Origin of the sequence: Mycolicibacterium arenosum (genome assembly GCF_024320865.1) — a bacterium.
Taxonomy (GTDB): Bacteria; Actinomycetota; Actinomycetes; order Mycobacteriales; family Mycobacteriaceae; genus Mycobacterium; species Mycobacterium arenosum.
Window position 1 is genome coordinate 148770 of sequence record NZ_JANDBD010000004.1, and the last position, 25943, is coordinate 174712.

The 25943-nt window shown below is 67.9% G+C and carries 20 protein-coding genes; 10 read left to right on the forward strand and 10 right to left on the reverse strand.

Features of this window, described 5'->3' with window-relative positions:
- Nucleotides 1-5: 5 nt before the first annotated feature.
- The 5 genes from dnaE to lspA all read right to left on the reverse strand — a co-directional run bounded on the left by dnaE (nt 6) and on the right by lspA (nt 6851).
- A complete protein-coding gene (gene dnaE / locus NM203_RS10820; RefSeq protein WP_255059887.1) occupies nt 6-3557 on the reverse strand; it encodes a DNA polymerase III subunit alpha in 3552 nt (1183 codons plus the stop codon).
- Nucleotides 3558-3651: 94 nt separating this feature from the next.
- Nucleotides 3652-4299 carry a TetR/AcrR family transcriptional regulator gene (locus NM203_RS10825; RefSeq protein WP_255059888.1) on the reverse strand — a complete coding sequence of 216 codons (648 nt, stop codon included), beginning with the start codon at nt 4297-4299 and terminating at the stop codon, nt 3652-3654.
- A 67-nt stretch (nt 4300-4366) separates the two neighbouring features.
- On the reverse strand, nt 4367-5287 hold the full coding sequence (gene rarD / locus NM203_RS10830) for an EamA family transporter RarD (RefSeq protein WP_255059889.1): 921 nt from the start codon (nt 5285-5287) through the stop codon (nt 4367-4369).
- On the reverse strand, nt 5284-6198 hold the full coding sequence (locus NM203_RS10835) for an RluA family pseudouridine synthase (RefSeq protein WP_255059890.1): 915 nt from the start codon (nt 6196-6198) through the stop codon (nt 5284-5286). The genes rarD and NM203_RS10835 overlap by 4 nt, the downstream gene beginning before the upstream one ends.
- Before the next feature lie 11 nt (nt 6199-6209).
- Entirely contained in the window at nt 6210-6851 is a 642-nt protein-coding gene (gene lspA / locus NM203_RS10840; protein WP_255059891.1) for a signal peptidase II, read from the reverse strand.
- Nucleotides 6852-6931: 80 nt separating this feature from the next.
- Here lspA and NM203_RS10845 point away from each other — a divergent pair, with 80 nt between their 5' ends.
- Entirely contained in the window at nt 6932-7861 is a 930-nt protein-coding gene (locus NM203_RS10845) for an asparaginase (protein ID WP_255059892.1), read from the forward strand.
- Here the strand turns inward: NM203_RS10845 and NM203_RS10850 are convergent.
- Entirely contained in the window at nt 7826-9202 is a 1377-nt protein-coding gene (locus NM203_RS10850; RefSeq protein ID WP_255059893.1) for a DNA polymerase IV, read from the reverse strand. The genes NM203_RS10845 and NM203_RS10850 overlap by 36 nt on opposite strands.
- A gap of 32 nt (nt 9203-9234) precedes the next feature.
- Here NM203_RS10850 and NM203_RS10855 point away from each other — a divergent pair, with 32 nt between their 5' ends.
- Nucleotides 9235-9453 carry an RNA-binding S4 domain-containing protein gene (locus NM203_RS10855; RefSeq protein WP_255059895.1) on the forward strand — a complete coding sequence of 73 codons (219 nt, stop codon included), beginning with the start codon at nt 9235-9237 and terminating at the stop codon, nt 9451-9453.
- Here NM203_RS10855 and ileS read toward each other — a convergent pair.
- Together ileS and NM203_RS10865 are read right to left on the reverse strand one after the other, a co-directional pair.
- Complete coding sequence (gene ileS, locus NM203_RS10860; protein WP_255059896.1) at nt 9440-12562, reverse strand: isoleucine--tRNA ligase; 3123 nt, start codon at nt 12560-12562, stop codon at nt 9440-9442. The genes NM203_RS10855 and ileS overlap by 14 nt on opposite strands.
- Nucleotides 12563-12799: 237 nt before the next feature.
- Nucleotides 12800-13417 carry a hypothetical protein gene (locus tag NM203_RS10865; RefSeq protein WP_255059897.1) on the reverse strand — a complete coding sequence of 206 codons (618 nt, stop codon included), beginning with the start codon at nt 13415-13417 and terminating at the stop codon, nt 12800-12802.
- Nucleotides 13418-13552: 135 nt separating this feature from the next.
- On the opposite strand from NM203_RS10865, the gene NM203_RS10870 reads away from it, so the two are divergent.
- From NM203_RS10870 to NM203_RS10880, 3 genes are all read left to right on the forward strand, one after another.
- Nucleotides 13553-13915, forward strand: a complete 363-nt coding sequence (locus tag NM203_RS10870) for an XRE family transcriptional regulator (protein ID WP_255059898.1) — start codon at nt 13553-13555, stop codon at nt 13913-13915.
- 45 nt (nt 13916-13960) lie between these two features.
- Entirely contained in the window at nt 13961-14698 is a 738-nt protein-coding gene (locus NM203_RS10875) for a hypothetical protein (RefSeq protein ID WP_255059899.1), read from the forward strand.
- Between the two features lie 435 nt (nt 14699-15133).
- Complete coding sequence (locus tag NM203_RS10880) at nt 15134-16882, forward strand: AMP-binding protein (RefSeq protein ID WP_255059900.1); 1749 nt, start codon at nt 15134-15136, stop codon at nt 16880-16882.
- Here NM203_RS10880 and NM203_RS10885 read toward each other — a convergent pair.
- Complete coding sequence (locus tag NM203_RS10885; RefSeq protein WP_308212823.1) at nt 16872-17582, reverse strand: glycosyltransferase family 2 protein; 711 nt, start codon at nt 17580-17582, stop codon at nt 16872-16874. The two genes, NM203_RS10880 and NM203_RS10885, sit on opposite strands and share 11 nt — an antisense overlap.
- Nucleotides 17583-17792: 210 nt before the next feature.
- On the opposite strand from NM203_RS10885, the gene NM203_RS10890 reads away from it, so the two are divergent.
- From NM203_RS10890 to NM203_RS10910, 5 genes are read left to right on the forward strand one after another with little or no spacing between them, the layout of a single operon-like run.
- Nucleotides 17793-18725, forward strand: coding sequence for an efflux ABC transporter ATPase subunit, DrrA-related (locus NM203_RS10890; RefSeq protein WP_255059902.1), 933 nt, complete (start codon nt 17793-17795; stop codon nt 18723-18725).
- Complete coding sequence (locus NM203_RS10895) at nt 18722-19465, forward strand: ABC transporter permease (protein WP_255059903.1); 744 nt, start codon at nt 18722-18724, stop codon at nt 19463-19465. Before NM203_RS10890 ends, NM203_RS10895 begins: the two co-directional genes overlap by 4 nt.
- On the forward strand, nt 19462-20250 hold the full coding sequence (locus tag NM203_RS10900; protein ID WP_255059904.1) for an ABC transporter permease: 789 nt from the start codon (nt 19462-19464) through the stop codon (nt 20248-20250). Before NM203_RS10895 ends, NM203_RS10900 begins: the two co-directional genes overlap by 4 nt.
- 27 nt (nt 20251-20277) lie before the next feature.
- On the forward strand, nt 20278-21435 hold the full coding sequence (locus NM203_RS10905) for a polysaccharide pyruvyl transferase family protein (protein WP_255059905.1): 1158 nt from the start codon (nt 20278-20280) through the stop codon (nt 21433-21435).
- A gap of 11 nt (nt 21436-21446) precedes the next feature.
- A complete protein-coding gene (locus tag NM203_RS10910; protein WP_255059906.1) occupies nt 21447-22817 on the forward strand; it encodes a Coenzyme F420 hydrogenase/dehydrogenase, beta subunit C-terminal domain in 1371 nt (456 codons plus the stop codon).
- Here the strand turns inward: NM203_RS10910 and NM203_RS10915 are convergent.
- Nucleotides 22814-25924 carry an MMPL/RND family transporter gene (locus NM203_RS10915; protein WP_255059907.1) on the reverse strand — a complete coding sequence of 1037 codons (3111 nt, stop codon included), beginning with the start codon at nt 25922-25924 and terminating at the stop codon, nt 22814-22816. The genes NM203_RS10910 and NM203_RS10915 overlap by 4 nt on opposite strands.
- Nucleotides 25925-25943 lie beyond the last annotated feature (19 nt).

Here is a 25943-nt window from a genome sequence, read left to right on the forward strand (position 1 = left end):
CGCGGCTACCCGCCGAGGCACCCCGGCCCGAGCAGCGCCTTGAGGTCGCCCATCAGCGCCGAGGATGGGGTGACCCGCAGGGTCTGGTCGAGTTCGAGGGTCGTGATGCGCTCGCCGCTGATGAGTCGCAGATAGACCATCGACGTGCCGGGGTGGTTGGTGAGCACCTGTTTGAGGGCCGTCACCTTCTCGGCGGTGCACTGCCGGGTGGGCAGGCTGACGGCGAGCGGCCGGTCGGCCTGAGCGCTGGAGAAGTCCGGCACGATCAGATCGTTGACGATCAGCGAGATGCGGTCATCGCGGGCGTTGACCCTCGCGCCGATGATCACTACCGCGTCGTCGGCGATGTCCGCGCCGAACGTCGAGTACGTCTGCGGGAAGAACATCACCTCGATACCGCCGGTGAGATCCTCCAATTGCGCTGAGGCCCAGGGCAGTCCGTTCTTGTTGACGCGGCGGTTGACCGACGCCAGGATGCCGCCGATCCGGACCTGGGTGTCCGCGGGCACGTCACCGTTGAGGATCGCCGGGAGGTGGGTGTCGACCTGGGTGGCCAGCAGGTGGGCCACGCCGTTGAGCGGATGCCCGGACACGTACAGGCCCAGCATCTCGCGTTCCAGGGCGAGTTTGTGCTTGTCGTCCCACTCGTCGTCGGGCACCTTGATGGTGAACACCGAGTCGGTCGCGGTGTCGGCACCGCCGAAGAGGTCGAACTGCCCCATCGCCTCGGCCTTCTTGGTCCCGAGCACCGACTCGACCGCGTCGGTGTGGATGAGGAACAGTCCCTTCCGGGAATGGCCGAGCGAGTCGAACCCGCCCGCTTTGATCAGCGACTCCGTCACCTTCTTGTTACAGGCCGCCACGTCGATCTTGTTGAGGTAGTCGGAGAAGTCGGTGTACTTGCCCTTCTCCGTGCGCGAGTTGATCAGCGACGCAACGACGTTGGCGCCGACGTTGCGCACCGCCCCCAACCCGAACCGGATGTCGGTGCCCACCGAGGCGAAGTTCAGTTCCGATTCGTTGACGTCCGGCGGCAGCACCGTGATGCCGAGCCTGCGGCAGTCCGACAGGTACACCGCCGCCTTGTCCTTGTCGTCGCCGACGGAGGTGAGCAGACCGGCCATGTACTCGGCCGGGTAGTTGGCCTTGAGGTAGGCCGTCCAGTACGACACCAGCCCGTAGCCCGCGGCGTGGGATTTGTTGAAGGCGTAGTCCGCGAACGGCAGCACGGTGTCCCACAGCGCCTTGACCGCCGCCGCCGAGAACCCGTTCGACTTCATCCCTTCGGAGAAGCCCTCGAACTCCTTCTCGAGCACCTCGCGCTTCTTCTTGCCCATGGCCTTGCGCAGGATGTCCGCTCGGGCGAGCGAGTAGCCGGCGACCTTCTGCGCGATGCGCATGATCTGCTCTTGGTAGACGATGAGGCCGTAGGTCTCGGCGAGGATCTCGCGCAGCGGCTCCTCGAGCTCGGGGTGAATCGGCTTGATCGCCTGCCGGTTGTTCTTGCGGTCGGCGTAGTCGTTGTGGGCGTTCACGCCCATCGGACCCGGTCGGTAGAGCGCGATGACGGCGACGACGTCCTCGAACTCGGTGGGCTGCATGCGGCGCAGCAGGTCGCGCATCGGGCCGCCGTCGAGCTGGAACACACCGAGCGTGTCACCCCGGCCGAGCAGTGCGTAGGCGCTGGGATCGTCCAGCGGCACCTGCTCCAGGTCGAGCTCGATGCCGCGGTTGGCCCGGATGTTCTCGAGGCAGTCCCCGATGATCGTCAGGTTGCGCAGCCCCAGGAAGTCCATCTTCAGCAGGCCGATGGCCTCACACGAGGGGTAGTCCCATCCCGTGATGACCGCGCCGTCCTGCGGCCGCCGCCACAGCGGGATCGCTTCGATGAGCGGTTCCGAGCTCATGATCACCGCGCACGCGTGCACACCGGCGTTGCGGACCAGTCCCTCGAGACCGCGCGCGGTCTCGTAGATCGTCTGCACGTCGCGGTCGGTCTCGATCAGCGCGCGGACCTCGGCGGCCTCCTTGTACCGCTCGTGGTTCGGATCGGTGATCCCCGACAGCGGGATGTCCTTCGCCATGATCGGCGGCGGCAGCGCCTTGGTGATGCGGTCGGCGATGGCGAAACCCGGCTGACCGTAGTTGACGCGCGCCGAATCCTTGAGTGCCGCTTTGGTTTTGATGGTGCCGAACGTGATGACCTGGGCGACTCGGTCACTGCCCCACTTGTTGGCGGCGTAGCGCAGCATCTCGCCGCGGCGGCGGTCGTCGAAGTCGATGTCGATATCGGGCATCGAGACGCGCTCGGGGTTCAGGAACCGCTCGAACAGCAGACCGTAGGGAATCGGGTCGATGTTCGTGATGCCCATCGCGTACGCGACGAGCGAGCCGGCGGCCGAGCCACGGCCGGGGCCCACCCGGATGTCGACCGAGCGGGCGTAGTTGATCAGGTCCGCGACGATCAGGAAGTAGGACGGGTAGCCCTTGTCGCAGATCACGCCGATCTCGTACTCGGCGCGGTCGGTGTACTCGGTCGGGACTCCCGACGGGAACCTGCGCTGCAGCCCCGCGGCCACCTCGTGCCGCAGCCAGGACCCCTGGTCGTGACCCTCGGGCACCGGGAACACCGGCATCCGGTCCTTCGGCGCCCACACCTCGGCGTAGGGCTGGACGCGCTCGGCGATCAGCAGCGTCGAATCGCACGCGCCGGGCACCTGCGAATCCCACATGGCCCGCATGTCCGCGGCCGACTTGAGGTAGTAGCCGTCGCCGTCGAACTTGAACCGCGTCGGATCCGACAGCGTCTTGCCGGTCTGCACGCACAGCAGCGCCTCGTGGTTGCGCGACGCCTCCTTGGTCACGTAGTGGCAGTCGTTGGTCGCCAGCGGCGGGATGCCGAGCTTGCGGCCCACGTCCAGCAGGCCGTCGCGGACCCGGCGCTCGATCTCGATGCCGTGGTCCATCAACTCCAGGAAGTAGTTCTCCGGCCCGAAGATCTCGCGCCACTTGGCGGCGGACTCGAGCGCCTCCGCCTCCTGGCCCAACCTCAGCCGCGTCTGCACCTCACCAGAGGGACAGCCCGTGGTCGCGATGATTCCCGCGGCGTGTTCGGCGATGATCTCGGCGTCCATCCGCGCCCACTTGCCGAGTTGACCTTCGAACGACGCCAGCGAGGACAGCTTGAACAGGTTCCGCAGGCCCGTGGCGTTCTCCGCGACCATCGTCATGTGGGTGTATGCGCCGCTACCGGAGACGTCGTCACCCTTCTGGCTGGGATCCCCCCACTGCACCCGCTTGGTGTCGAAACGCGACGCGGGGGCGATGTAGGCCTCGATGCCGATGATCGGCGTGATGCCCATATCCGTTGCTGCGTTGTAGAACTCGCTCGCCCCGTACATGTTGCCGTGGTCGGTCATGCCGATGGCGGGCATCTCGAGGCGCTGCGCCTCGGCGAGCATGGGCTTGACCTTCGCCGCACCGTCCAGCATCGAGTACTCGGTGTGGTTGTGGAGGTGAACGAAAGACCCCGAGGACTTAGACGATGAACCGCTCATAGGCACGCCAGTCTATGGCCGTCCACCGACAGTCTTCGGCGTGTCGCGGTACGTGTCGGAACGGATTCGGGGGTGCGCGGCCCGCGCCGCGGATTCAGGACACGGAGACGGGGTTCAGCAAGCCGTGGGCGAACACCCTGGTCAGTTGCTTGGTTATCTCGTGCGTCTTCTCAGCGTCGTTGACGAACCCGGCGTAGAAGCCCATTCCCCACACCACCGAGTGCAATAGGTCGACGACCGATTTCGACGACACGTGCTCCTGGAGTTCGCCACGGTCGGCTGCCGCGTCGACCAGCGTGGCGATGAATGCGCGCATCGCGGCGTCACCGTCGTACTCGAGTTCAGGATTGCGGCTGGCCTCCAGCCGTGCGCTCACCAGGAACGCGAGGGTGGAGTGGTCGCGCTGGTCGACCTCCTGAATCGCCTTCACCAGGGCTGACAGCTGGTCGACCAGGCGTTCGTGACGCTGCGCCTTGGCGATACAGTCGGCCATCACGCCGCTGACGTCGGCGAGAAGCGCCTCGAAGATCTCCTCCCGGCTGGCGAAGTAGTAATGCAGTGTGGGCCTACTCAACTCCGCCGTGACGGCGATCGCCTGAAACGTCGCAGCGTGATAGCCGCGCTCGTTGATGACCCGGCGAGCGGCGCGCAGGATGCGACTGCGCGTCTCGGCCGAGTCGGAGCCGACGGGCCGTCCCCGGCGCCTTCCGGTGGACGGTGCGTGACCGTTCAATTGCGGCATGTGCGGACCTCACCCGCGAGGCGTTCGAACCTCGCCTGGCAAACCGTATTGCATTGCTACAGACCGGTCAACTAGAGGGTTTCGGCAAACGTCTGTTCAGTGAGTCCGGGGCGGGTTTCCGGCGCACCGCGTCGATCGTCATGACGGCCAGGGCCGCCCAGATCAGAGCGAATCCGATCCATCTCGCGAGCGGCATCGGCTCGTGGCCCACGATCACGCCCCACGCCATCTGCAGGCCGGGGTTCAGGTAGAACAGCAGGCCGATCGTCACCATCGGCAGCCGCTGGGCCGCGGCAGCGAAGAGCAGCAGCGGTACCGCCGTGATCGGCCCGGCCAGCATCAGCAATACGGTGTGCGCGCCGCCCTCGCCCACGAAGTGGCCCTTCCCGAGCGCCTCCAGCGCAATCAGGTAGCCGCCGGCGAACGGCAGAGCGAGGAACGTTTCGACGGCGACACTGACCCGTGGATCCGCGACGACGACCTTCTTGACCAACCCGTACAGCGCGAACGAGACCGCGAGCACACCGGCGATGTAGGGCGGGGCGCCGACACCGGCCGTCAAGACGACGACCGCCACGACGGCGATGCCCAGCGCCACCGTCTGCAGTCTGCCGATGCGCTCGCGGAACACCACCACACCCAGTGCCACGGTGACGAGCGGGTTGATGAAGTAGCCCAACGCGGCGTCGACGACGTGGCCGTGCGTCGCCGCGTAGATGTAGGTGCCCCAGTTCAGCGCGATCAGCGCCGACGCCGCCGCCAGCATCAGCCAGGTCCGCCCCGACAGCCTGCGCAGATCGCCGAACCGGCGCGCCACCAGGAGAACCAGGGCAAGGCAGACCGCGCTCCACACGATGCGGTGCGCCAGCACCTCGACCGAGCCGGCGGGGAGCAGCAGCGGGAAGTACCCGGGACAGAGCCCCCACCAGGCGAACGCGCCGACCCCGAACAGGACTCCTGCGCGACGGGTGCGGGCCTCGCCCGTCACAACGCGTGGTTGCGCAGCACGTCCAGGGCGTGCTGGAGGTCAGCCGGATACGGACTGGTGAACTCGACGCGCCGGCCGTCGGCCGGATGCGCGAAGCTCAGCGCCCTGGCGTGCAGCCACTGCCGTTCCAGCCCGAGGCGTTTCGCCAGCGTCGGGTCGGCACCGTACGTCAGGTCACCGCAGCACGGGTGATGCAGCGCGGAGAAGTGCACGCGGATCTGGTGGGTGCGGCCGGTTTCCAGGTGCACGTCGAGCAGGCTCGCCGCCTGGAAGGCCTCGAGCGTGTCGTAGTGCGTGATGCTGTGCCGACCTTGTTCGGTCACCGCGAACTTCCAGTCGTTGCTCTTGTGCCGACCGATGGGCGCGTCGATGGTGCCACTCGACGGATCGGGATGTCCCTGCACCAGCGCGTGGTACCGCTTGTCGACGGTGCGCTGCTTGAACGCTCGCTTGAGCAGGGTGTAGGCGCGCTCGGAGATCGCCACCACCATGACGCCGGACGTGCCGACGTCGAGGCGGTGCACGATGCCCTGACGCTCGTGCACCCCCGACGTGGTGATGCGGAATCCGGCGGCGGCCAGCCCGCCCAGCACGGTCGGTCCCGTCCACCCCACCGACGCATGCGCCGCCACCCCGACGGGTTTGTCGACGACGACGATGTCGGCGTCGCTGTACAGGATCGTCATGCCCTCGACGTCGACCGTCGGATTCTCCAGCGGCGCAGGCGCTTCCGGCAACCGCACCTCCAGCCACGCGCCGGCCACCAGGCGGTCGGACTTCCCCACCGCGACGCCGTCGACTTCCACGTCGCCCTGTTCTGCCAGCGTGGCGGCCGCGGTCCTGGAAAGCCCGAGCAGCCGGGCCAGTCCGGCGTCCACCCGCATGTCGGCCAGGCCCTCGGGCACCGGCATCGAACGACTCGTCACTCCGGGGTGGCGTCCGGCTCGGGCCCGGCGTCCTCCGCGCGCGTCGGCTGAGCCGGCTGGGCCCTCCCGGCGTCATCCGATGCGCCGTCCGGCTGGCGCTTACCCGCGGTATCGAAGTCGTAGCCGAACAACGACAATCCGACGAGCAGGATCGCGCCACCCACCACCGCGGGGTCGGCCACGTTGAACACCGGCCACCAGCCGATGGACAGGAAGTCGATGACGTGGCCCTGCAGCGGGCCGGGCCAGCGGAAGAACCTGTCGACCAGATTGCCCAGCGCACCGCCCAGGATCATGCCGAGCCCCAGAGCCCACCACGGCGACACCAGCCGACGGCCCATCCAGACGATGCCCACCACCACGCCGGTCGCGATCAGCGTCAGCACCCACGTGTAGCTCGTCGCCATGGAGAACGCGGCGCCGGGGTTGCGCACCAGCGTCCAGGTCACGGTGTCGCCGATGATCGACACCGGCTGATTCGGCGTCAGTAGTTCGACGGCCAGCACCTTGGTCACGACGTCGAGGACGAGCACGACCGCCGCGACGGAGGCCAGCATCCGCAGCCGACGCCGCGGTCGGGACACGGCCGTCTCGTCCGTGGCGGTGGCCTCGGCCGAATCGGTGGTTTCGTCGGTCACGCGTCCATCATCCCAAAAGGGTACGGGCGTGCGTCCGACGCGCCCCAACGGACGGCGTTCGATGGTGAACAATCTCGGGCATGGGCCGCGTCGTCGTCATCACCACCGGGGGCACCATCGCGACGCGCTCCGGCGCCGACGGGGTGGCCCGGCCCACTCGATCGGGCCGCGACCTGGTGGTCGGCCTGGACTCCGCGGACGGGGTCGACGTCATCGATCTGCTCGCGGTCGACAGCAGCCGGCTGGTACCGGCGGACTGGGACCGGATCGGCGCGGCGATCACATCCGCGGTCCAGGGCGGGGCCGACGGCGTCGTGGTCACGCACGGGACCGACACCCTGGAGGAGACCGCGCTGTGGCTGGACGCGACGTACTCCGGCGCGGTGCCGGTGGTGCTGACGGGGGCGATGCGCTCCAGCGACGCAGTCGAGCCCGACGGTCCGCGGAATCTCGCCGAGGCCGTGTCCGTGGCCGCCAGTCCGTCGACCGGGGACCTCGGCGTGCTGGTCAGCTTCGCGGGCACGGTGTGGCAGCCACTCGGCCTCACCAAGATCGGGGAGCGCTGGGCGGGCACCGCGCTCGGCACGGTGACACCGGGCACGGTGCACCTCACCCGACCCAAGCGCCGCCCGGTGATCGGCGCCGCCAGCGCGGCGATCGCGCCCCGCGTCGACGTGGTCGCCGTGTACGCGGGCGCCGACGCGGTGGCGATGGACGCGTACACGGCCGCGGGCGCCAGCGGACTCGTACTGGAGGCGCTCGGCGCCGGCAACGTGCCGGACGCGGTGTTGCACGGCGTCCAGCGGCTGTGCTCGGACGGTGTGGTCGTCGCGGTGTCGACACGGGTGCCCGACGCGACGGTCAGCGCGCGCTACGGGCCGGGCCGCGCGCTCGCCGACGCGGGCGCGATCATGGTGCCGACACTGCGCCCGGCGCAGGCCAGAGTGCTGATGATGGCGGCGCTAGCCGCCGGCTCACCCGTCGCCGGCGTCCTCGCCGACTGGGGCTGACGCGGCGCGTGCCGCCACGAACTCCGGCCAGTCGAGACTGTCGAGCGGATCCGCGCGCCGGATCTCGGCATCGTCGACCGGAAACGTCCGCATCACCCCCGGACCGCTGGCTCTGGTCTCGAACCGCACGCTCATCACGCCGTGCCCCGCACCCTGCACCCACCCGTGGCCGAACCGGTCGTGGACGACGTCGTCGCCGACGCGCCACCCGGTCGGCGCGGGCGCGATGACCGGCGCGGGCCCGGCCTGCCTGTCGTCGGACGCCTCGAGGGCCTGGTCGAGGTCCGGGAACAGTGATTCCTGGCGGACATCGGACAGGCCCGAGAAGCCAACGCCGACAAGGCGAATGGGTCCGATGTCCATGGGATCGAGCAGCAGCCTGCGTGCGGTGCCGATGAGCGTCGCCTCCTCCACGGTCGCGTACGGCAGCGTCGCCGATCGCGTCAGCGTGCTCATGTCGGACTTCTTCAGCTTGACCGTCACCGTGCGCGCCCCGCGGCCGTCGCGCTGCAGCCGGCGGTGTGCGTGCTCGCCGATGGGCACGATGGCGTCGCGCAGTTGGTCGAGCGTCGTCAGATCCTCGGCGAAGGTGGATTCGGCGCTGATCTGCTTGGCACCGGCGCGCTCGGCCACCGGGCGGTCGTCGATGCCGCGGGCCAGCAGGTGCAGCGCGGCGCCGACGGTGGACCCGAGCACGTCGGCCACCTCGGAGTCCGTCAGGGCGGCCAGTGCGCCGACGGTGTCGATGCCGAGCCGGTGCAGGCGTTCCTCGGCGACCGGGCCGATGCCCCAGAGCTTGCGGACCGGAAGCGCGGCCAGCAGCGCACGCTCCTCGGCACGGCGGATCACCCGGACGCCGTCGGGCTTGGCCAGACCCGACGCGATCTTGGCGAGCTGCTTGCCCGATCCGGCGCCGACGGACGCCACCAGGCCGGTCTGCTCGCGCACCCTGGCCCGCAGCCGCTCGCAGAACCGTTCGACGGCGTCCGCATCGGCACCTGCGAGCTCGACCGGTTCGCCGAACGCCTCGTCGAACGACAGCTGCTCGAGGACGGGCACGACCTCGCGCACGGTGTCCAGCACCCGGCCGCTGGCCATGCCGTAGACCGCACCGCGCGGCGGTAGCACGACTGCGGCGGCGCCGACCATCCGCCGCGCCTGATGCATGGGCATGGCCGAGCGGGCGCCGAACACCCTGGCCTCGTAGCTCGCGCCCGCGACGACCCCTCGCCCGCCGAGACCGCCGACGAGCACCGGGCGTCCGCGCAGCGTGGGCCGCGTCAGCTGCTCGACGGAGGCGAAGAACGCGTCCATGTCGAAGTGCAGCACCCAGCGATCCATAACCGCCGATGCTAGGGCGCTAGCCTGGCGCCATGGCAGCAGAGGACGTCCCGATTCGCGACGCGTCGATCCGCCTCGGCCAGTTCCTCAAGCTCGCATCGCTGATCGACTCCGGGGCCGACGCGAAGGAGGTCATCGCGGATGGGCTCGTCACCGTCAACGGCGCCGTCGAGACCCGGCGCGGCCGTCAGCTTCAGCACGGCGACGTCGTGACCTTCGGGAGCAGGGCGGCCCGCGTCACGCCTTCGTGATCGCGGCCTTCGCGCCGTCGCCGATGTCGTGCCCGTCGGGCAGGTCACCGAACGCGAAAGTCGTCGCCAGCACCTCGCCGGCGATCAGGTCGACGTGCGCGCGCGCCCACCCCTCCCGTTCGGCGGGCACCCAGAGCACCAGGCTGATGCGGTCGGACACGTCGAGCCCGGTGCTCTTGCGCAGCTCCTGCAGCTCCCGGATGCGATCCTTGGCCCAGCCCTCCGCCTCCAGTTCGGGCGTCACCGTTCCGTCGAGCACCACCAGTCCAGCACCGTCCGGCAGAGCCGCGGTCCACTCCGGTTCGGCGGCAACGAGTTTCGAGGTGTACTCCTCCGGGGTGAGCGTGGCGGGCCCGGCCGTCAGCGTGCCGTCCGGGTTGAGCACGCTCTCCCCCGCCTTCACGGCCTTGATGGCGGCTTGCACGTCCTTGCCGAGCCGCGGCCCCGCCACCTTGGCGTTCACGGCGACCTTGAAGCGACCGTAGGTGTCGATCTCATCGGTGAGTTCCACGGCCTTGACGTTGAGCTCGTCGGCGATGAGGTCGACGAACGGTCGCAGCGCCTCCGGATCCGCCACGGCGACAGTCAGTTCGGGAAGCGGCAGCCGCACCCGCAACTTCTTCGCCTTGCGCACCGACGAACCCGCCGAGCACACGTCGCGCACCTGATCCATGGCGGCCACCAGCGCGGCGTCGGCGGGAAGGGAACCCGCCGCCGGCCAGTCGGTGAGGTGGACCGACCTCTCACCCGTGAGGCCGCGCCAGATGACCTCGGTCGTGAGCGGCAGAAGCGGCGCCGCCAGCCTGCTGGTCACCTCGAGAACGGTGTGCAGGGTGTCGATCGCGTCGGAGTCCTCGTTCCAGAACCGCGCGCGGGACCGCCGCACGTACCAGTTGTTCAGGGCGTCGGCGAACTGCCGCAGCTGGTCACACGCTCCCGAGATGTCGCACGTGTCGAGCGCCTCGGTGAGATCGTCGCGCAGCACCGCGAGTTTGGCCAGGATGTAGCGGTCCAGCACGTTCGTGGAGTCGGTACGCCACCGCCCGCGCTGCGGCGCGTACAGCGTCAGGAACGTGTACGCGTTCCAGATCGGCAGCTGCACCTGTCGCACCCCCTCGCGGATGCCCTGCTCGGTGACGACGAGGTTGCCGCCGCGCAGGATCGGTGACGCCATCAGGAACCACCGCATGGCGTCGGACCCGTCTCGGTCGAACACCTCGCTGACATCGGGGTAGTTGCGCAGCGACTTGCTCATCTTCTGCCCGTCGTTGCCCAGCACGATGCCGTGCGCGACACAGGTTTTGAATGCGGGACGGTCGAAGAGCGCGGTCGCGAGCAGGTGCATGACGTAGAACCAGCCGCGGGTCTGGCCGATGTACTCGACGATGAAGTCGGCCGGGAAGTGGGTGTCGAACCACTCGGCGTTCTCGAACGGGTAGTGCACCTGGGCGTACGGCATGGACCCCGAGTCGAACCACACGTCGAACACGTCCTCGATGCGCCGCATCGTCGAATTGCCGCTGGGATCATCGGGATTCGGCCGGGTGAGCTCGTCGATGTAGGGCCGGTGCAGGTTGTCCGGGCGCACGCCGAAGTCACGTTCCAACTCGTCGAGGCTGCCGTACACGTCGATCCGCGGATACGCCGGATCGTCGGACTTCCACACCGGAATCGGGGTGCCCCAGTATCGGTTTCGCGACACCGACCAGTCGCGGGCGTTCGACAGCCACTTACCGAACTGGCCGTCCTTGACGTGCTCCGGGTACCAGGTGATCTGCTGATTCAGCTCGACCATCCGGTCCTTGAACTGCGCCACGTCGACGAACCACGACGACACCGCCCGGTAGATCAGCGGGTTCCGGCACCGCCAGCAGTGCGGATAGGAGTGGTCGTAGGTCTCGTGCCGCAGCAGCACGGGCGCGTTGACTCCCGCCGAACCCGTACCGTTCTTCAGGTCGCGGATGATCTGCGGGTTGGCGTCGAACACGTGCTGACCCGCGTAGTCGGGCACCGTCGCGTCGAACCGGCCCTTCGAATCGACCGGTGTCACCGCCACGATGCCCGCGGCGTCGCCCGTCGCCTTGTCGTCCTCGCCGTAGGCAGGCGCCATGTGCACGATGCCGGTGCCGTCGTCGGTCGTGACGAAGTCGCCGGACAGCACCTGGAAAGCACTGGACGAGTTCGTCTTCGAATCCGCGAAGTAGGGGAACGGCGGCAGGTACGACGTGCCGAGAAGATCGGCACCTCGATACGTGGCCAGCACCTCCGGCTCCTCACCGAGTTCCCGCGCGTAGGCGGCGAGCCGCGCTTCGGCGAGCACGTAGCGACGGCCGTCGGATCCGAGCACCTGGACGTAGGAGACCTCGGGGTTGACGGCGACGGCCTGATTCGACGGGAGCGTCCACGGCGTCGTCGTCCAGATCAGCAGGTACGAGTCGGTCAGCTCCCCCGAATCGATACGGAAGCCGACGGTCAGCGCCGGATCCTGCCGGTTCTGGTAGACGTCGTCGTCCATCCGCAGCTCGTGGCTGGACAGCGGGGTCTCGTCGTTCCAGCAGTACGGCAGGACGCGGTAGCCCTCGTACGCCAGGCCCTTGTCCCAGAGCTTCTTGAACGCCCAGATCGCCGACTCCATGAAGCCGATGTCCAGCGTCTTGTAGTCGTTGTCGAAGTCGACCCACCGCGCCTGCCTGGTGACGTAACTGCGCCACTCGCCCGCGTACTTCATCACCGAGGCGCGGCAGGCGTCGTTGAACGCGCCGATGCCGAGTTCCTCGATCTGCGCCTTGTCGCTGATCCCGAGCTGGCGCTGCACCTCGAGTTCGGCGGGCAGTCCGTGGGTGTCCCACCCGAAGCGGCGGTCCACCTTGTATCCGCGCATCGTGCGGTATCGCGGGACGATGTCCTTGACGTAGCCGGTCAGCAGATGACCGTAGTGCGGCAGGCCGTTGGCGAACGGCGGCCCGTCGTAGAAGACGTACTCGTCAGCGCCGTCGCGACGGTCGATGCTGGCGCGGAAGGTGTCGTCGGCGTCCCAGAAGTCGAGGACCTCGCGCTCGAGTTCGGGGAAGTTCGGCGAGCCGCTCGCCGGCTTGGGGTACGCGCTCACGTGCGGTCGTCTCCTGTGCCTGTGGTGCTGATAGGCACGGGGACGACGTCGCGCGGTTGCGCGAGCGCCGCGGTACCACCCCGCTTGCACCTCCGCCGGAGATGCCGCTCAACTGCGGACGCTGACGGGCCCAACCGTTCGGTTCTACTGAGGCGCGGGCAACCGCGGCCGTTCTTCCGAAGGCTCCCCGGTGATGGCCGGATCGACGCCGTTGCGGTCGATTCTAGCGACCGTCTCTCAGTACGCAGCCGCCAGCTCGGACGTCGCGACCGGCGCCGACTCCGAGGTCAGCTCGATCATCGCGTACGGCAGCTGCTCGGCGAGCTCCTCGACGGTGTACGCCTCGAAGCTGCGCGGGTCGTACCACCAGTCCAGGCGCATCGCGCCGCCGTCGAAGTGCGCGTGCAGCTCGAGGAGGTGACCGTAGCCAGCGGGGCGCGACATCGGCATGCCGAAGGAGAACAGAACGTCCGACATCGGGTCGGTGCCGGGATCATCGGCGACCGGGCGCTCCATCGGGTGCGCGGTCAGCGCGACCAGCGACTGGTGCACGCTGGTCAGCATGTCGGTGGCCGGCATCCGATCCGGACCCACGCAGGCAAGCGCGACCGGGTAGCTGGAGTCGTCGAATCGGGCCACGTCGACGGCCACGAAGCCCTCGCCGATGGTCCGCTGCACCGCACGCCCCAGGGCGGCCAGCAGAATCTCCTCGCTGGTGAGGCCCAACGCCGTGGCGGCACCGTCGAGTTCGTCGGTGAGCACAGCCGAAAGTGTTGCGCTGTGGCACGCCATGTCGTCCGTGCGAGGGCGTCCGGCGGCGTCGTAATCGGTCAGCTGCAAGTTTGCGCGGATCATGGTGAACAAGCTACACGCTATTCCCAAATATGGGACACATCTGCCAAAACTGTGACGCCGGTGTTAATTATGGGCCGGTTGTCCTTTTTGCGGCTGCCACTGCCCAGGATCGGGAAATGCGGTTATTGTGGAGCGGTGCCACGTACCGATGAGAACGGCAGACAGCTAAAAGCTCTGCTGGACTACCTGCTCGATGGCGATATCGACGCGAAGGCGATCTACGACGCGCTGGGGACGTCCAGCAGCACCTACTACCGCCGTATCAAGGAAGCCGACTACCCGAACGCCGAAGAACTGCGGCTGGTAGCCGACCGGTTCTCGATCAACTACCCGGACCTGCAGGTCAGGTTCGGATTGATGAGCCGCGACGAGGTTCTCAGCTATCTGGAATCGGCGCCGACGACGGTTGCCACGCGCACCGAGACCCGAACCGAGGTCCGGCCGGCGCGCCCGAAGCTATCGCAGTTAGCTCCGCGGCCTGACGCACCGCCTCTATAGCAGTAGACTCGCTGCGGCGGACTCACCGGCGACTAAGGCAACAGCATGGCTCTCACAGTGCTCATAGCGATCACCCTCGTGTGCATCGGCTGGAGCCTCTGGATTCGCCGTGTCACCTGGTCGTGCCGGTGGGAAGTTGCTGCAACGTTGAATATCGCCCTGCAGGGCCTGGCCGTCTTCCTGATGTCGCCGTGGGCCTCGGAGACCATCGGCCACTTCCTATACGACCTCACCGGCAAGTGGAATCTCGAGGACTACCTCGGTCACGACGCGTACATCGTCGCGGCGTCGGCCGTCGTGTACAACACCCTCGGCCGTCTTCAGGACGACCACGCCATGCAGGTCACGTTCAAGCAGTACGTCGAGCGCCCGGCCACGCTGTGCATCCCACTGCTCCTGGTGACCTTTTCGCTCGGCAACGGCGCGGCGATCTACAAGCCGGACTTCTTCCAGGTGCCCACCGACTTCTGGCTGGCCACCTACTGGATCCTGCTATGCGGCACGTTGATCTACCTCCTCGGCTACGGGTGCCGCGCGCTGCTGATCCTGCGCAAGGACCCGCGGTCGCGCCGCATCGCCAACGTCTATCTCGCCGCGTCGATCAGCGGCATCGCCGCCTGCATCGTCCGGATCGTCACGTCGCTGGTGCCGTCGCTGCAATCCGTCGCGACGAGCACCACGCTGACGTGGGTGTTCGCCTGCGCCTGCGGCGCGGGTTTCGCACTGGCGTCGGCGCACTCCTGGCGGATCAAGACGAAGTGGTTCTCGACCGCCGACCGCTAGACCTAGCGCGATAACCCCTTCACCCCACCCCGGCCGCCGACGAACGGCGCGCGTCTTGCCAATGCGTTCTCCACCGTGACGACGTCAGCTGCCGGGCCGCGTCAGTGAACCACGACCGCCGCCGGCAACCACGCCGCTCGCCGTTCGCGGACCGCCGGTGACACACGCGCCTCCACTCATCCGCTGTTCACACCCCGGATCGCCTTGCAGGCACAAGGAATGATTCAAAAGGTACTCAACTTCAGGGAACAGCAATCGATTTGCGAAATATCCACCTCGCGGCGCGACTCACCGCGCGACACGGTGAAACCCTGGATGCGGTAATGCGGTGTGCCATAGGGCTTTTCGCTATGCTGCGCATCTCGGGTTCGCATTACTTAAGCTTGTCGCGAGCTCGACCGAGGTCATTCGGCTGCTGCAGAGAGGGACGTGAACATGTCAGAGGCGACGATCCCCGCGATACTGCGGGAGCGAGCGAGCTTGCAACCTAACGACATCGCGTTCACCTTCGTCGATTACGACGTCGAGTGGGAGGGCGTTTCGACCAGTCTCACCTGGGCGCAGCTGTATCGCCGCACCACCAACCTGGCGCTGGCCCTCAGCTCGGTCGCCGCGATCGGCGACCGCAGCGTCATCGTCGCGCCGCAGGGGCTCGACTACCTGGTGGCGTTCCTGGCCTCGTTGGAGGCCGGACTCATCGCCGTGCCGCTGTCCACGCCGATGAGCGGTGCCCACGACGAGAGGGTCGGCGCGGTGATGGCCGACGCGGCCCCGACCGTCGTGCTCACGACATCGGTGATGGTCGACGTCGTCTCGGAGTACGCGCGGCGATCGGATGCCACCGTCATCGCGGTGGATCGGCTCGACCTCGACATGCGGAGCAGGCAGTTCAGGCTGCGCGGGTCGCGCCCGGAAACCGCTTACCTGCAGTACACCTCGGGCTCGACGCGCAGTCCGGCGGGCGTGATGGTCAGCTACCGCAACCTCTCGGCCAACTTCGAGCAGATCATGGCCGACTTCTTTCCGGAGTACGGCAAGGTCGCGCCGGAGGGCACCACCGCCGTCTCCTGGCTGCCCTTCTATCACGACATGGGACTCATGCTCGGGGTGTGCGCCCCGATCCTCGGCGGCTGGCGCACGATGGTGACGACGCCGCTGGCGTTCCTCGCCCGTCCGGCGCGCTGGGTCCAGCTGATGGCGTCAAGTCCCAACGCGCTGACCGCGGCGCCCAACTTCGCGTTCGAACTCGCGGCCGCGCGCACCACGGACGAGGACATGGCGGGACTCGACCTCAGCGGCGTCGTCGGGCTCATCAGCGGTGCGGAACGGGTGCACGACGCCACGCTGCGACGCTTCACCAGGCGGTTCGCGAAGTACGGGCTCCCAGAGCGCGCCCTCAAACCGTGCTACGGACTGGCGGAGGCCACGCTGTACGTCGCGACTCGCGAGCCCGCCGATACGCCCGCCGTGGTGAACTTCGAACTCGACGCGCTCGCCGCGGGTCGCGCGGTGACGTGCGGCCCGGACGAGGGTGCCGCGCTGGTGAGCTACGGCACGCCGGTCAGCCCCGAGGTCCGCATCGTCGATCCGCACACCAGAGTCGAATGCTCGACCGATACCGTCGGCGAGATCTGGACCAGAGGTGAGAACGTCTGCCTCGGCTACTGGCAGAAGCCGGAACAGACCGAGGACACCTACGGCGGCTCGCTGGTGTCGCCGTCCCCGGGCACCGCCGAGGGCCCGTGGTTGCGCACGGGCGACCTCGGGTTCGTGCACGCCGGCGAACTCTTCATCATCGGCCGCATCAAGGACCTGGTCATCGTCCGCGGCCGCAACCACTATCCCGACGACATCGAAGCCACCATCGGTGAGATCACCGGTGGCCGGGTGGCCGCCATCGCCGTCGAGGAGGACCGCACCGAGCAACTCGTCGCGATCATCGAAGTGAGACAGCGCGGAGACACCGAGTCCGAAGTGCTCGAGAGAATGCTGAACGTCAAACGTCAAGTCACGTCTGCGATCTCGACGACACACGGCCTGACGCCCGCCGACCTCGTGCTGGTGCCACGCGGCGCCATCCCGATCACCACGAGCGGCAAGATCCGGCGTTCGGCGGCGGCGCAGTGCTATCGCAACGACGAGTTCGAGCGTCTCGACCTCGGCCTCAGCACGGTCAGCGGATGATCTCGTACCCGAAGGCCCTCTGCAGCCGTGGCGGCAGCACCGCCACCACGCTCCACCGCAGGAACAAGCGCCAGTAACCGACCTGTTCGAACCGACGTGTCGACGTGAGCACCGTGTCGGTGGGCAGGAAGAAGAAGTCGCCCTGCGCGCACGCGTCCTTGATGAAGCGGGTGTCCTCCCCCATCACCAGCGCCTCGTCGAATCGCACCAGCGAGAGCATGGAGCGACGTGCGATCTGGATCGCGTACGAGCCCTTGCCAAGTCGATGTGCGAGGTCGTAGTAGGCGAACCAGGCCCTGGCCACCCGCCCACCCTCGATGGGTCGGACACTCGACGTTCCGACGGAGAGGGGTGTGCGCGCATTGCGAAGCAAGGATTCGAGCTCGGTGAGAAAGTTTGCCTTCAACAGTGTGTCGGCGTCGAGGAACACCACCCAGTCGCCGTCGGGCGACGCCTGCTCGGCGCCCGCGTTCTTTGCCGCGGACACACCACGTGCGTCGCTCGCGAACACCCGTACATTCCCGCACTCGAATCGCCTCGCCACGTCGAGCGTGCGATCGGACGATCCGTTCTCAACGACGAGAACTTCATACCTTTGGTCCGGATAGTCAAGTGCCGCTAAGTGTTCAAGCGTCGCCCCGATGTAGCCCTCCTCGTTGTGCGCAGGCACGACGATGGAGAAGTACAGCCGCCGGGTCACAGCGGGAATCCTAACCGCCGCCGCCTCGGACGGCTATCACGCTGCAGTACAGCGACGTTCGACGACGGACGATCGACGGTCGCACCACACCCGACACCACCGCGTTGGAGCGACAGCAAAGATCCCCTACTGAGCCGACGGCGAACGACGTTGTCAGTCAGCAATTTTCAAGGCAGCACGGCGACTGCGTCGTCGCGGTATCGTTGCCTCGTGATCGATCTGGTGGGCGTGAGCAAGTCCTTCGGCGGCACCGTGCCCGCACTTCAGGACGTGTCATTCGACGTGCCCACCGGCACCGTGTGCGCGCTGCTCGGACACAACGGCGCGGGCAAGACCACCGTGGTGCGGATTCTGTCGACCCTGCTGCGGCCCGACAGCGGGCACGCCGTGGTCGCGGGGCACGACGTCGCAGCGCATCCCGACCGCGTCCGACGGAACATCGGCGTGACCGGACAGGACGCCGCACTCGACCTGTTGCTGACCGGTCGGGAGAACCTCGAGCTGTTCGGACGGCTGCGTGGTCTGCGGCGCAAACAGTCCCGCGCGCGTGCTGAAGAGCTCATCGCACAGTTCGACATGGAGCACGCCGCGGACCGTCGGGTCGTCACGTACTCCGGTGGCATGCGGCGTCGCATCGACATCGCCGGTGCGTTGGTGGTGCCGCCCAAGGTCCTGTTCCTCGACGAGCCGACCACCGGTCTCGACCCGCGCAGCCGCCGCGACGTCTGGTCGCTGGTGTCCTCGCTGTCCGCCGACGAGGTGACGGTCCTGCTGACCACCCAGTACCTCGAAGAGGCCGACGTTCTCAGCGACTCGGTGGTGATCCTCGACTCGGGTCGGGTGATCGCCAGCGGCACGGCCGACGAGCTGAAGCGTCGCGTCGGTTTCGCGTTCTGTCAGGTGCGCCCGGTCAAACCCGAGGACGTGCCGCGTCTCGTCGCGGCGCTGGACGACTTCACCGGCGTCGAAGCCGATCCGGAGGCCAACACCGTATCCGTCCCCGCCGCCGACGGAGCGGCAACGCTCACCGAGGTGCTACGCCGGGTCGACCGGCTCGGAGTGGATCTCATCGACATCACCCTGCGCAAGCCGTCGCTCGACGAGGTCTTCCTCCACCTCAGTCCGGCGGCCGTGCACGCATGAACGCTCTGGTGGCCCTCACCGAACGCGTTGTCCGCAGCACGTTCCGCGATCTCGACCTGGTCTTCGCGCTGGTGATCCCGGTGGCCACCTTCCTCGGTTTCACCGTGGCACTGCGCAGCCTGATCGACACCGGCGATATGAGTTACCCGCAGTACGTCCTGCCGGCGGTCATCATGCAGTCCATTCTGTTCGGCGCACTCACGACCGCCGACCGGGCAGCGCGCGAGCAGGCGGGTGGCTTCGGTATTCGGTTGCGCACGTTCCCCATTCCCGTCGGGCTGCCGCTGCTCGCCAGGATGATCTACTGTCTGCTGCGCGGCGTACTGGCGCTCGCGGTGGCCATCGGCATCGCGTACGTGTTCGGATTCCGCATGGCGGGCGGATTCGGCTACGGCGTCGCGTTCGTCGTCGTCGTCCTGGTGCTGACGTTGGCGTTGTCGCTCGGGGCCGATGCCACCGGAACGCGGATCAGGCAGACCGACGTCTCCAGCCAGTTGCTTCTCATCCCCCAACTGCTGCTGGTCCTGCTGTCCACCGGAATGGCGCCCGTGGACTCGTTTCCCGGCTGGATTCAGCCGTTCGTGCAGTATCAGCCGGTTTCGACGGTCACCGAGACGCTGCGTGGACTGTCCACCGGAGACGTGGTCGGCGCCAACGTGGTGCTGAGCGCCGGGTGGTGCGTCGTCCTCCTATTCGGTTGCGGGGCAATCGCCCTGCGGATGCAACGGCGCGTCGAGTGATCGAGCACGAGCCGCCGCGCCAGTCACTCGCGGTCGAGAGCGTCGCGTTCGCGGGTCGGCTGCTGATCCGCTGGCGCCGACACCCGATCGTGCCGATTCAGGCACTGCTCTTCCCGACCTTCCTCCTCGTCACCTACTACCTCCTGGTCGGCAAGTCGGTCGTGCGCATCACCGGCTCCGACAGCCTCGACGGGTTGGTGCCCGTGTGCGCCGTCGCGGGGGCGATGTTCGGCGCGCTCGGCGCCGGGCTGACCATCCCCGCAGAGCGCAACAGCGGTCTGCTGAGCCGGTTCTGGACGTTTCCGGTGCATCGGGCCAGCCCGTTGACGGGCCGCCTGTTGGCCGAGGCGGTCCGCACTCTGGTGGGTGCCGCGTTGATCACCGCGGTCGGCTTCGCGCTCGGATTGCGATTCCACGGCAGTTGGCTCGCCGTGGTCCCCTTCCTCCTGCTGCCCGTGGCGGTGGTGATCGTATTCGCCACGCTGGTCGTGACCGTCTCCCTGCGATCCGACGGCAACACGTTGTTCACCTGGCTCGCAACCGGTTCCATCGCACTGGTGTTCTGCAACTCGGGCATCGCAACGCTGGAGGCGTTCCCGACGTGGTTGCGCCCGATCATCGAGTACCAGCCGATGTCGCCGATCATCGAGTCCATGCGGGCCTTGACCCGCGGTGACGCGGCAGCGGCGCCGTTCGTGACCGCCCTGCTGTGGCTGGTGGCCTTGGCCGCGGTGTTCGTACCGCTCGCCGTCCGCGGCTACCGCGACGCCGCCGAATGCGGGTGAGGGGGTGGCAGTCACATCGCCGATCGAGTGCTGATCAGAACCCTTCCCCTGTCCAACGGCAACTACGGCGGCATTCTGCAGGCGTACGCCCTGCAGCGGGTGCTGGTCGACCTCGGCCTGTCGCCCGTGACCGACCTCTCCGTGTCGAATCCCCTGCCCGCGTGGGGACGGACACTGGCCCGGCTCGTGGTCCGTCGGCTGCCCGCCTGGTGCCTCCGCAGCCGCCCGGCGGCGGAGGCGTTGGATTCGGTTCTCGCCGAGGAACTGGCGGAGCCGCTGCGCGAGTTCGTCAGCGAGCACATCGCGGGTACCGAACTGTTCTCCCGCCGCGGCGTCGTCGACCCGACGATCCTGAGCGGGTTCACCACCCTGCTGGTCGGCAGCGATCAGGTCTGGCGGCGGCGATACGGCGACGTGCGGTCGTTCCTCTTCGATTTCGTCGGCGACCGCGACGTCCGACTGGTCTCGTACGCCGCGTCATTCGGCCAGGACCACCTCGAGGGTTACTCCCCGCGGCTGATCCGACACACGGCCGCGCTCGCGCGGCGATTCGACTCGATCTCCGTGCGGGAGCGGTCCGGGGTGTCGATCTGCCTACAGCGCTGGGGGATTCACGCACATCAGCACGTCGACCCGACGCTGCTACTCACCAGGGACCACTACGCGAGCGTGGGCGCGCGCGGCACCGATCTCTCCCCCGGCTGTCTCACCTACGTGCTGGACGACTCCGCCCACGGCCGGGCGTGTGTCGACGCGGTCTGCGACGTCACCCACCTCTCCGAGACGCGACTGCACCGACGTCCCGCGAGTTACCCGCAGTACCGGTCCGCCCCCGCGGAGTACCGGCGGGCCGATGTGCCGACGTGGGTGCGGGCCTTCGCCGACGCGCGCTTCGTCGTCACCGATTCCTTCCACGGCACGGTGTTCGCGATTCTCAACAACACCCCGTTCGTCACGATCGCCAACCCCGGCCGCGGCTCGACCCGATTCGACACCCTGCTCGACACCGTCGGGTTGTCCGACCGCCTGGTCACGTCCACCGACGACGCTCGAACGGCCGCCGAGCGTGAGATCAGCTGGGAGCGCGTCAACGAGGTGCTCGAGCGCGCGCGTGACGACGGTCTCGGCTACCTGCGCGCGGCCCTGCTACCCCACTCCGTCGCTCCCTCACTACGACATGACTAGGACGTAACCGGGTGCCACACACCATCTCCGACACCGTGGCTCGCGGCATGTGCATCGGCTGCGGCACGTGCTCCGTCGCCACCGACGGCGCGATACCGCTGGTGCTCACCCGGCGCGGGCTCTACTCGGCCGCGTTGGACGGCGTCACGGAGCAGGACCTCGAGCGGGCCAGCCGAGTCTGCCCGTTCTCCGATGACGCACCCGATGAAGACGAACTCGGCGCACCGACGCCGGAGGGCAACGCACTACCCCTCGACCCTCGGCTGGGTCACCACGGTCGGGTGCTCGCGGGCCGGCACCGATCCGACGACTATCTGCTCGGCAGCAGCTCCGGTGGCCTCACCTCGTGGCTGCTCGACCAACTCCTGCGGCGCGAGCTCGTCGACGCGGTCATCCACGTCGGGCGCGCCGATGCCGATGACGCGTTGTTCCAGTACACGATCACGACCACCTCGTCGGGCGTGACCGCGCAACGCAAGTCGCAGTACTACCCGACGACACTGCGCGACGTGCTCGACGTCGCTCGTCGGGACGGCCGCCGGTACGCACTGGTCGGCGTGCCGTGTTTCATCAAGGCCGCTCGACAGCTCTGCCGCGAGGACGACCGGTTGCGGGAGTCGATTCTGTTCTTCGTCGGACTCGTGTGCGGTCACATGAAGTCGCGCTTCTTCGCCGAGTCGTTGGCGTGGCAGGTCGGCGTTCCGCCGGAACATCTGGCAGCCGTGGACTTCCGGGTCAAGAACCCGGCCCGAGCCTCGAGCGACTACGACTTCGCCGCGACGGCGCGCGGCGACGGCGTCGTGCAGCGGCGTACGCGTGCACTGGTCGGCGGCAACTGGGGCCACGGTGCATTCCAGCCGGAGGCGTGCAACTTCTGCGACGACGTGTTCGCCGAAACCGCGGACGTGGTGTTCGGCGACGCGTGGCTGCCGCAGTACGCAGCCGACTGGCGAGGCACGAACATCGTCGTGACCCGGAACCCGGTCGTCGACGAGATCCTCAGCGCCGGTGCGGCGTCCGGAGACATCGAACTGGAGCCCCTCACCGTGGACGAGGCGGCCCGCTCGCAGGCCGGCGGGCTCCGGCACCGCCGCGACGGCCTCGCGGTGCGACTCGCCGACGACTTGGCAGCCGGCCTCAGCGTCCCCGTCAAACGCGTGCGGCCCGACGCATCGGCCGTCGACGCGAACCGGCTCGCACTGGTTCGGCAACGCAGGCGCATGTCGCTGATGAGCCTGGACTGGTTCGCGTCGGCCAGGGCGCAGCACGATCTCGCCGTCTACGTCCGCCCGATGTCGGCGGCCATCGCGCGCTACCGCCGATTGGAGGTCGGCGGACTGCTGACGGGCCTTCTCACCAAGCTGCGACCACGCCGACGCTAGCCGGGTGAATCGTCCTTCGCCGCTAGGGGAATGGGCAGCCAGTGCGCTTCTCGGCAGCGCAGCGCCAACTCGTCGGGATCGGCGTCGGTGAAGTCGGGATCCGTGCATCCCGCGCGGGGTGCCGCGAAGACGGGCCGCGGGCGTGGCCGCCGCACTCGCTGCGGTTGGCTACCCGGCCACCAGTTGGCCTTCCCGACGAGGACGGCCATCGCGGGAACCGTGATGGTGCGCACCACGAAGGTGTCGAGCAGCAAGCCCACCCCGATGATGAACCCGACCTGCACGATGTTGCTGATGCTGCTGAACGTCAGGCCGAACATCGACGCCGCGAAGATCAGGCCCGCCGAGGTGATCACACCGCCGGTGGCGCCGACGGTCTTGATGACACCCGCCCGAATCCCATTGGCCGCTTCGTCTTTGATCCTCGAGATGAGCAGCAGGTTGTAGTCCGCGCCGACCGCGACGAGCACCAGGAAGGCCATGCCCGGCACGTTCCAGGAGAGTTGTTGGCCCAGTAGGAACTGGAAGAAGAGCACCCCGATCCCGACGGCGGACACGTACGACAGGATCACCGATCCGACCAGATACAGCGGCGCGATGATCGCCCTCAGCAGCCCGACCAGGATCAGGAACACGACGATCAGCGTGACGATGATGATGAACTCGATGTCGCTGTTGTAGTAGTTGCGAATGTCGTTCTGAACGGCCGAGAAACCGACCATCGAGATGCGGGCGTCGGCGAGGCTCGTATTCGGCAGCGCGCTCTCGGCCGCCTTGGTGATCTGCTTCACCTGATCCATCGCGTCGGTGCTGAACGGGTCCAGCGCGGTCTGCACGACGTATCGCGCGGTGTGGCCGTCGGCTGAGATGAAGAGGTTGGCGGCCTTCTTGAACTCCGCCTGGGTCAGGATCTCCGGAGGGATGTAGAAGCCGGCCATCGGCGGATTGGCCGCTTCGTGCTTCATCGCGAGCAGGAACGCGGACGCCTGATCCAGACCGTCCCCCATCACCCTGGTCTGGTCGACGAGTTGTTGAACCCCCTCGGCGAGTTGGCGGCTCGCGTCGGCGAGTTGGGTGGCGCCCTGCTGCATCGTGGTGATCTTCTGCTGAATGCTGTTGGCGTCGGTGATGCCCAGCCGTTGGGCGGCCGCCGACGCCTTCTCAAGGCTGCTGCTGAGTCCTTTGACGGCTTCGTCCAGACGCTGGCCGGGGCTGGTCTGCTCGAGTTGTCTTCCCAGTTCCTCCAGCCGAAGCAGTGCGGCGTCGTTGCGCGCCGCCACCATCCGCTGCATGTCGGTGCGCGCCGAGACGCATGACGGATCGATATTGCACACCGGGCTCGCATTGAGGGCACGCAGCACCGGTACCGACGACGAGTAGACGTCGACGACATAGGACAGCGTGTCATCCAGGTCGGTTCCGAGATTGCGCATGTTCGCGACGAGCGTCGCCGTCTCGTCGAGGTCGGCGAGGGTCTTACCGCCACCGTATTTGCGCTCCATGTCCGACAGCGCGGTGACGAGCCCGCGAACCGACCCGACCGCGCCGGTGACCTGCCCGCGCACGTCGCCGAGCACGCCGGCCAACTTGTGGGCGCCGCTGCTCAACAGTGTCAGATCGCCGTCGTGCCCGGTGATCTGAGTGGACGCGTCCAGCATCCGCGTGCCGACCTCACCGGCCTGGTAGGTGGTCTTGGCCTGCTCGAGCATCTCTCCGGTCGGCCGGGTGATCCCGCGGACCAGCCCGATGCCGGGCAGCTGACCCACCCGTGCGGCGAGTTGCTCGAGGTCGGCCAGCGCCTTGGGACTGCGCAAGTCGGTGTCGGGCGCCTGGATCAAGACGAACTGCTGCAGCGTGCTCGAGACCGGGAAGTGCGCGTCGAGGGCCTGGTAACCGAGGTTGCTCGGGGCGTCGGGCGGCAGCGTCTTGCGGTCGTCGTAGTTGAACTTGACCAGCAGCGTGCACCCCGCGAGCGCGACGAGGATGACGAGGCTGACGAGCAGATGGCCCTTGGGTTTCCGCGCGATCTGAATACCCGACCGGCGCCAGAACCGGCCGGTCATGTCCTTGCGCGGTTTCACCCAGCCGCGCCGTCCGGTCAGCACGATGAGGGCCGGCAGCAAGGTGACCGACGCCGCGAAGCCGATGGCGATCGTCACGGAGAGGGCCGGGCCGACGGTGGCGAACACGCCGAGGTTGGTGAACGCCAGACCCAGGAACGTGATCGCGACCGTACCGGCCGATCCGGCGATCACCTTGCCGATGGACCCCAGCGCGGCGACCAGTGCGTCGTCGGAAGACATTCCCTCACGGACGCATTCGTGATATCGGCTGAACAGGAACACCGCGTAGTCCGTGCCCGCGCCGAGCATCATGCCCGTCATCAGCACAAGGGTCTGCGGGCCCAGGCCGAGGCCGTGCAAGCCCAGGAACGCGACCAACTGCTGCGCGACGACCAGCGAGACCCCGATGGTCGCGAGCGGCAGCAGCATCGCGACGACGTTGCGATACACCACGATCAGGATCGTCAGCACCATGAGCACGGTGGCGATCTCGATGACGTGCTGGTCCGTGGCGCCGATCTTGGTGAGGTCGTCGAGCGTGGCTGCGGGCCCGATGACGTCGGCGGTGAGCGAACTGCCTTCCGTGGTGGCCCGCACCACCTTGACCACGTCGCGGTACGCCTTCTGGCCTTCGCCGGTGCCCATCACGCCGACGAGGTTGACGGGCAACGTCCACGCCTTCTTGTCCTCGCTCGTCATCACCTGGCGCAGTTCGGGGATGTGCACGAAGTCCTGGGTCGACCGCACACTGGTGGTCGCCGCTCGCAGGTCGTCGACGAGTCGCCGGTAGACGTCCTCATCGGCCGGGCCCAGGCCGTTCTCGTTGCTGAGCACCACCACCGCGAGGTTGCCGGAACTGGCCTCGTTGAAGGCGTCCTTCATCTGGTTGGTCGCCACCAGCACCGGCGAGTCGGCGGGCAGGAACGCCGGCGGGTTCTTCAGCGCGACCTGCGCAAGCGGCGGCACGGCCAGGAACAGGGCGACGGCCAACCCGACCCACGCGACGATGATCAACCACGGCCGGCGCACAACGAACCGACCCATGGCGGGAAACCCCTCCACG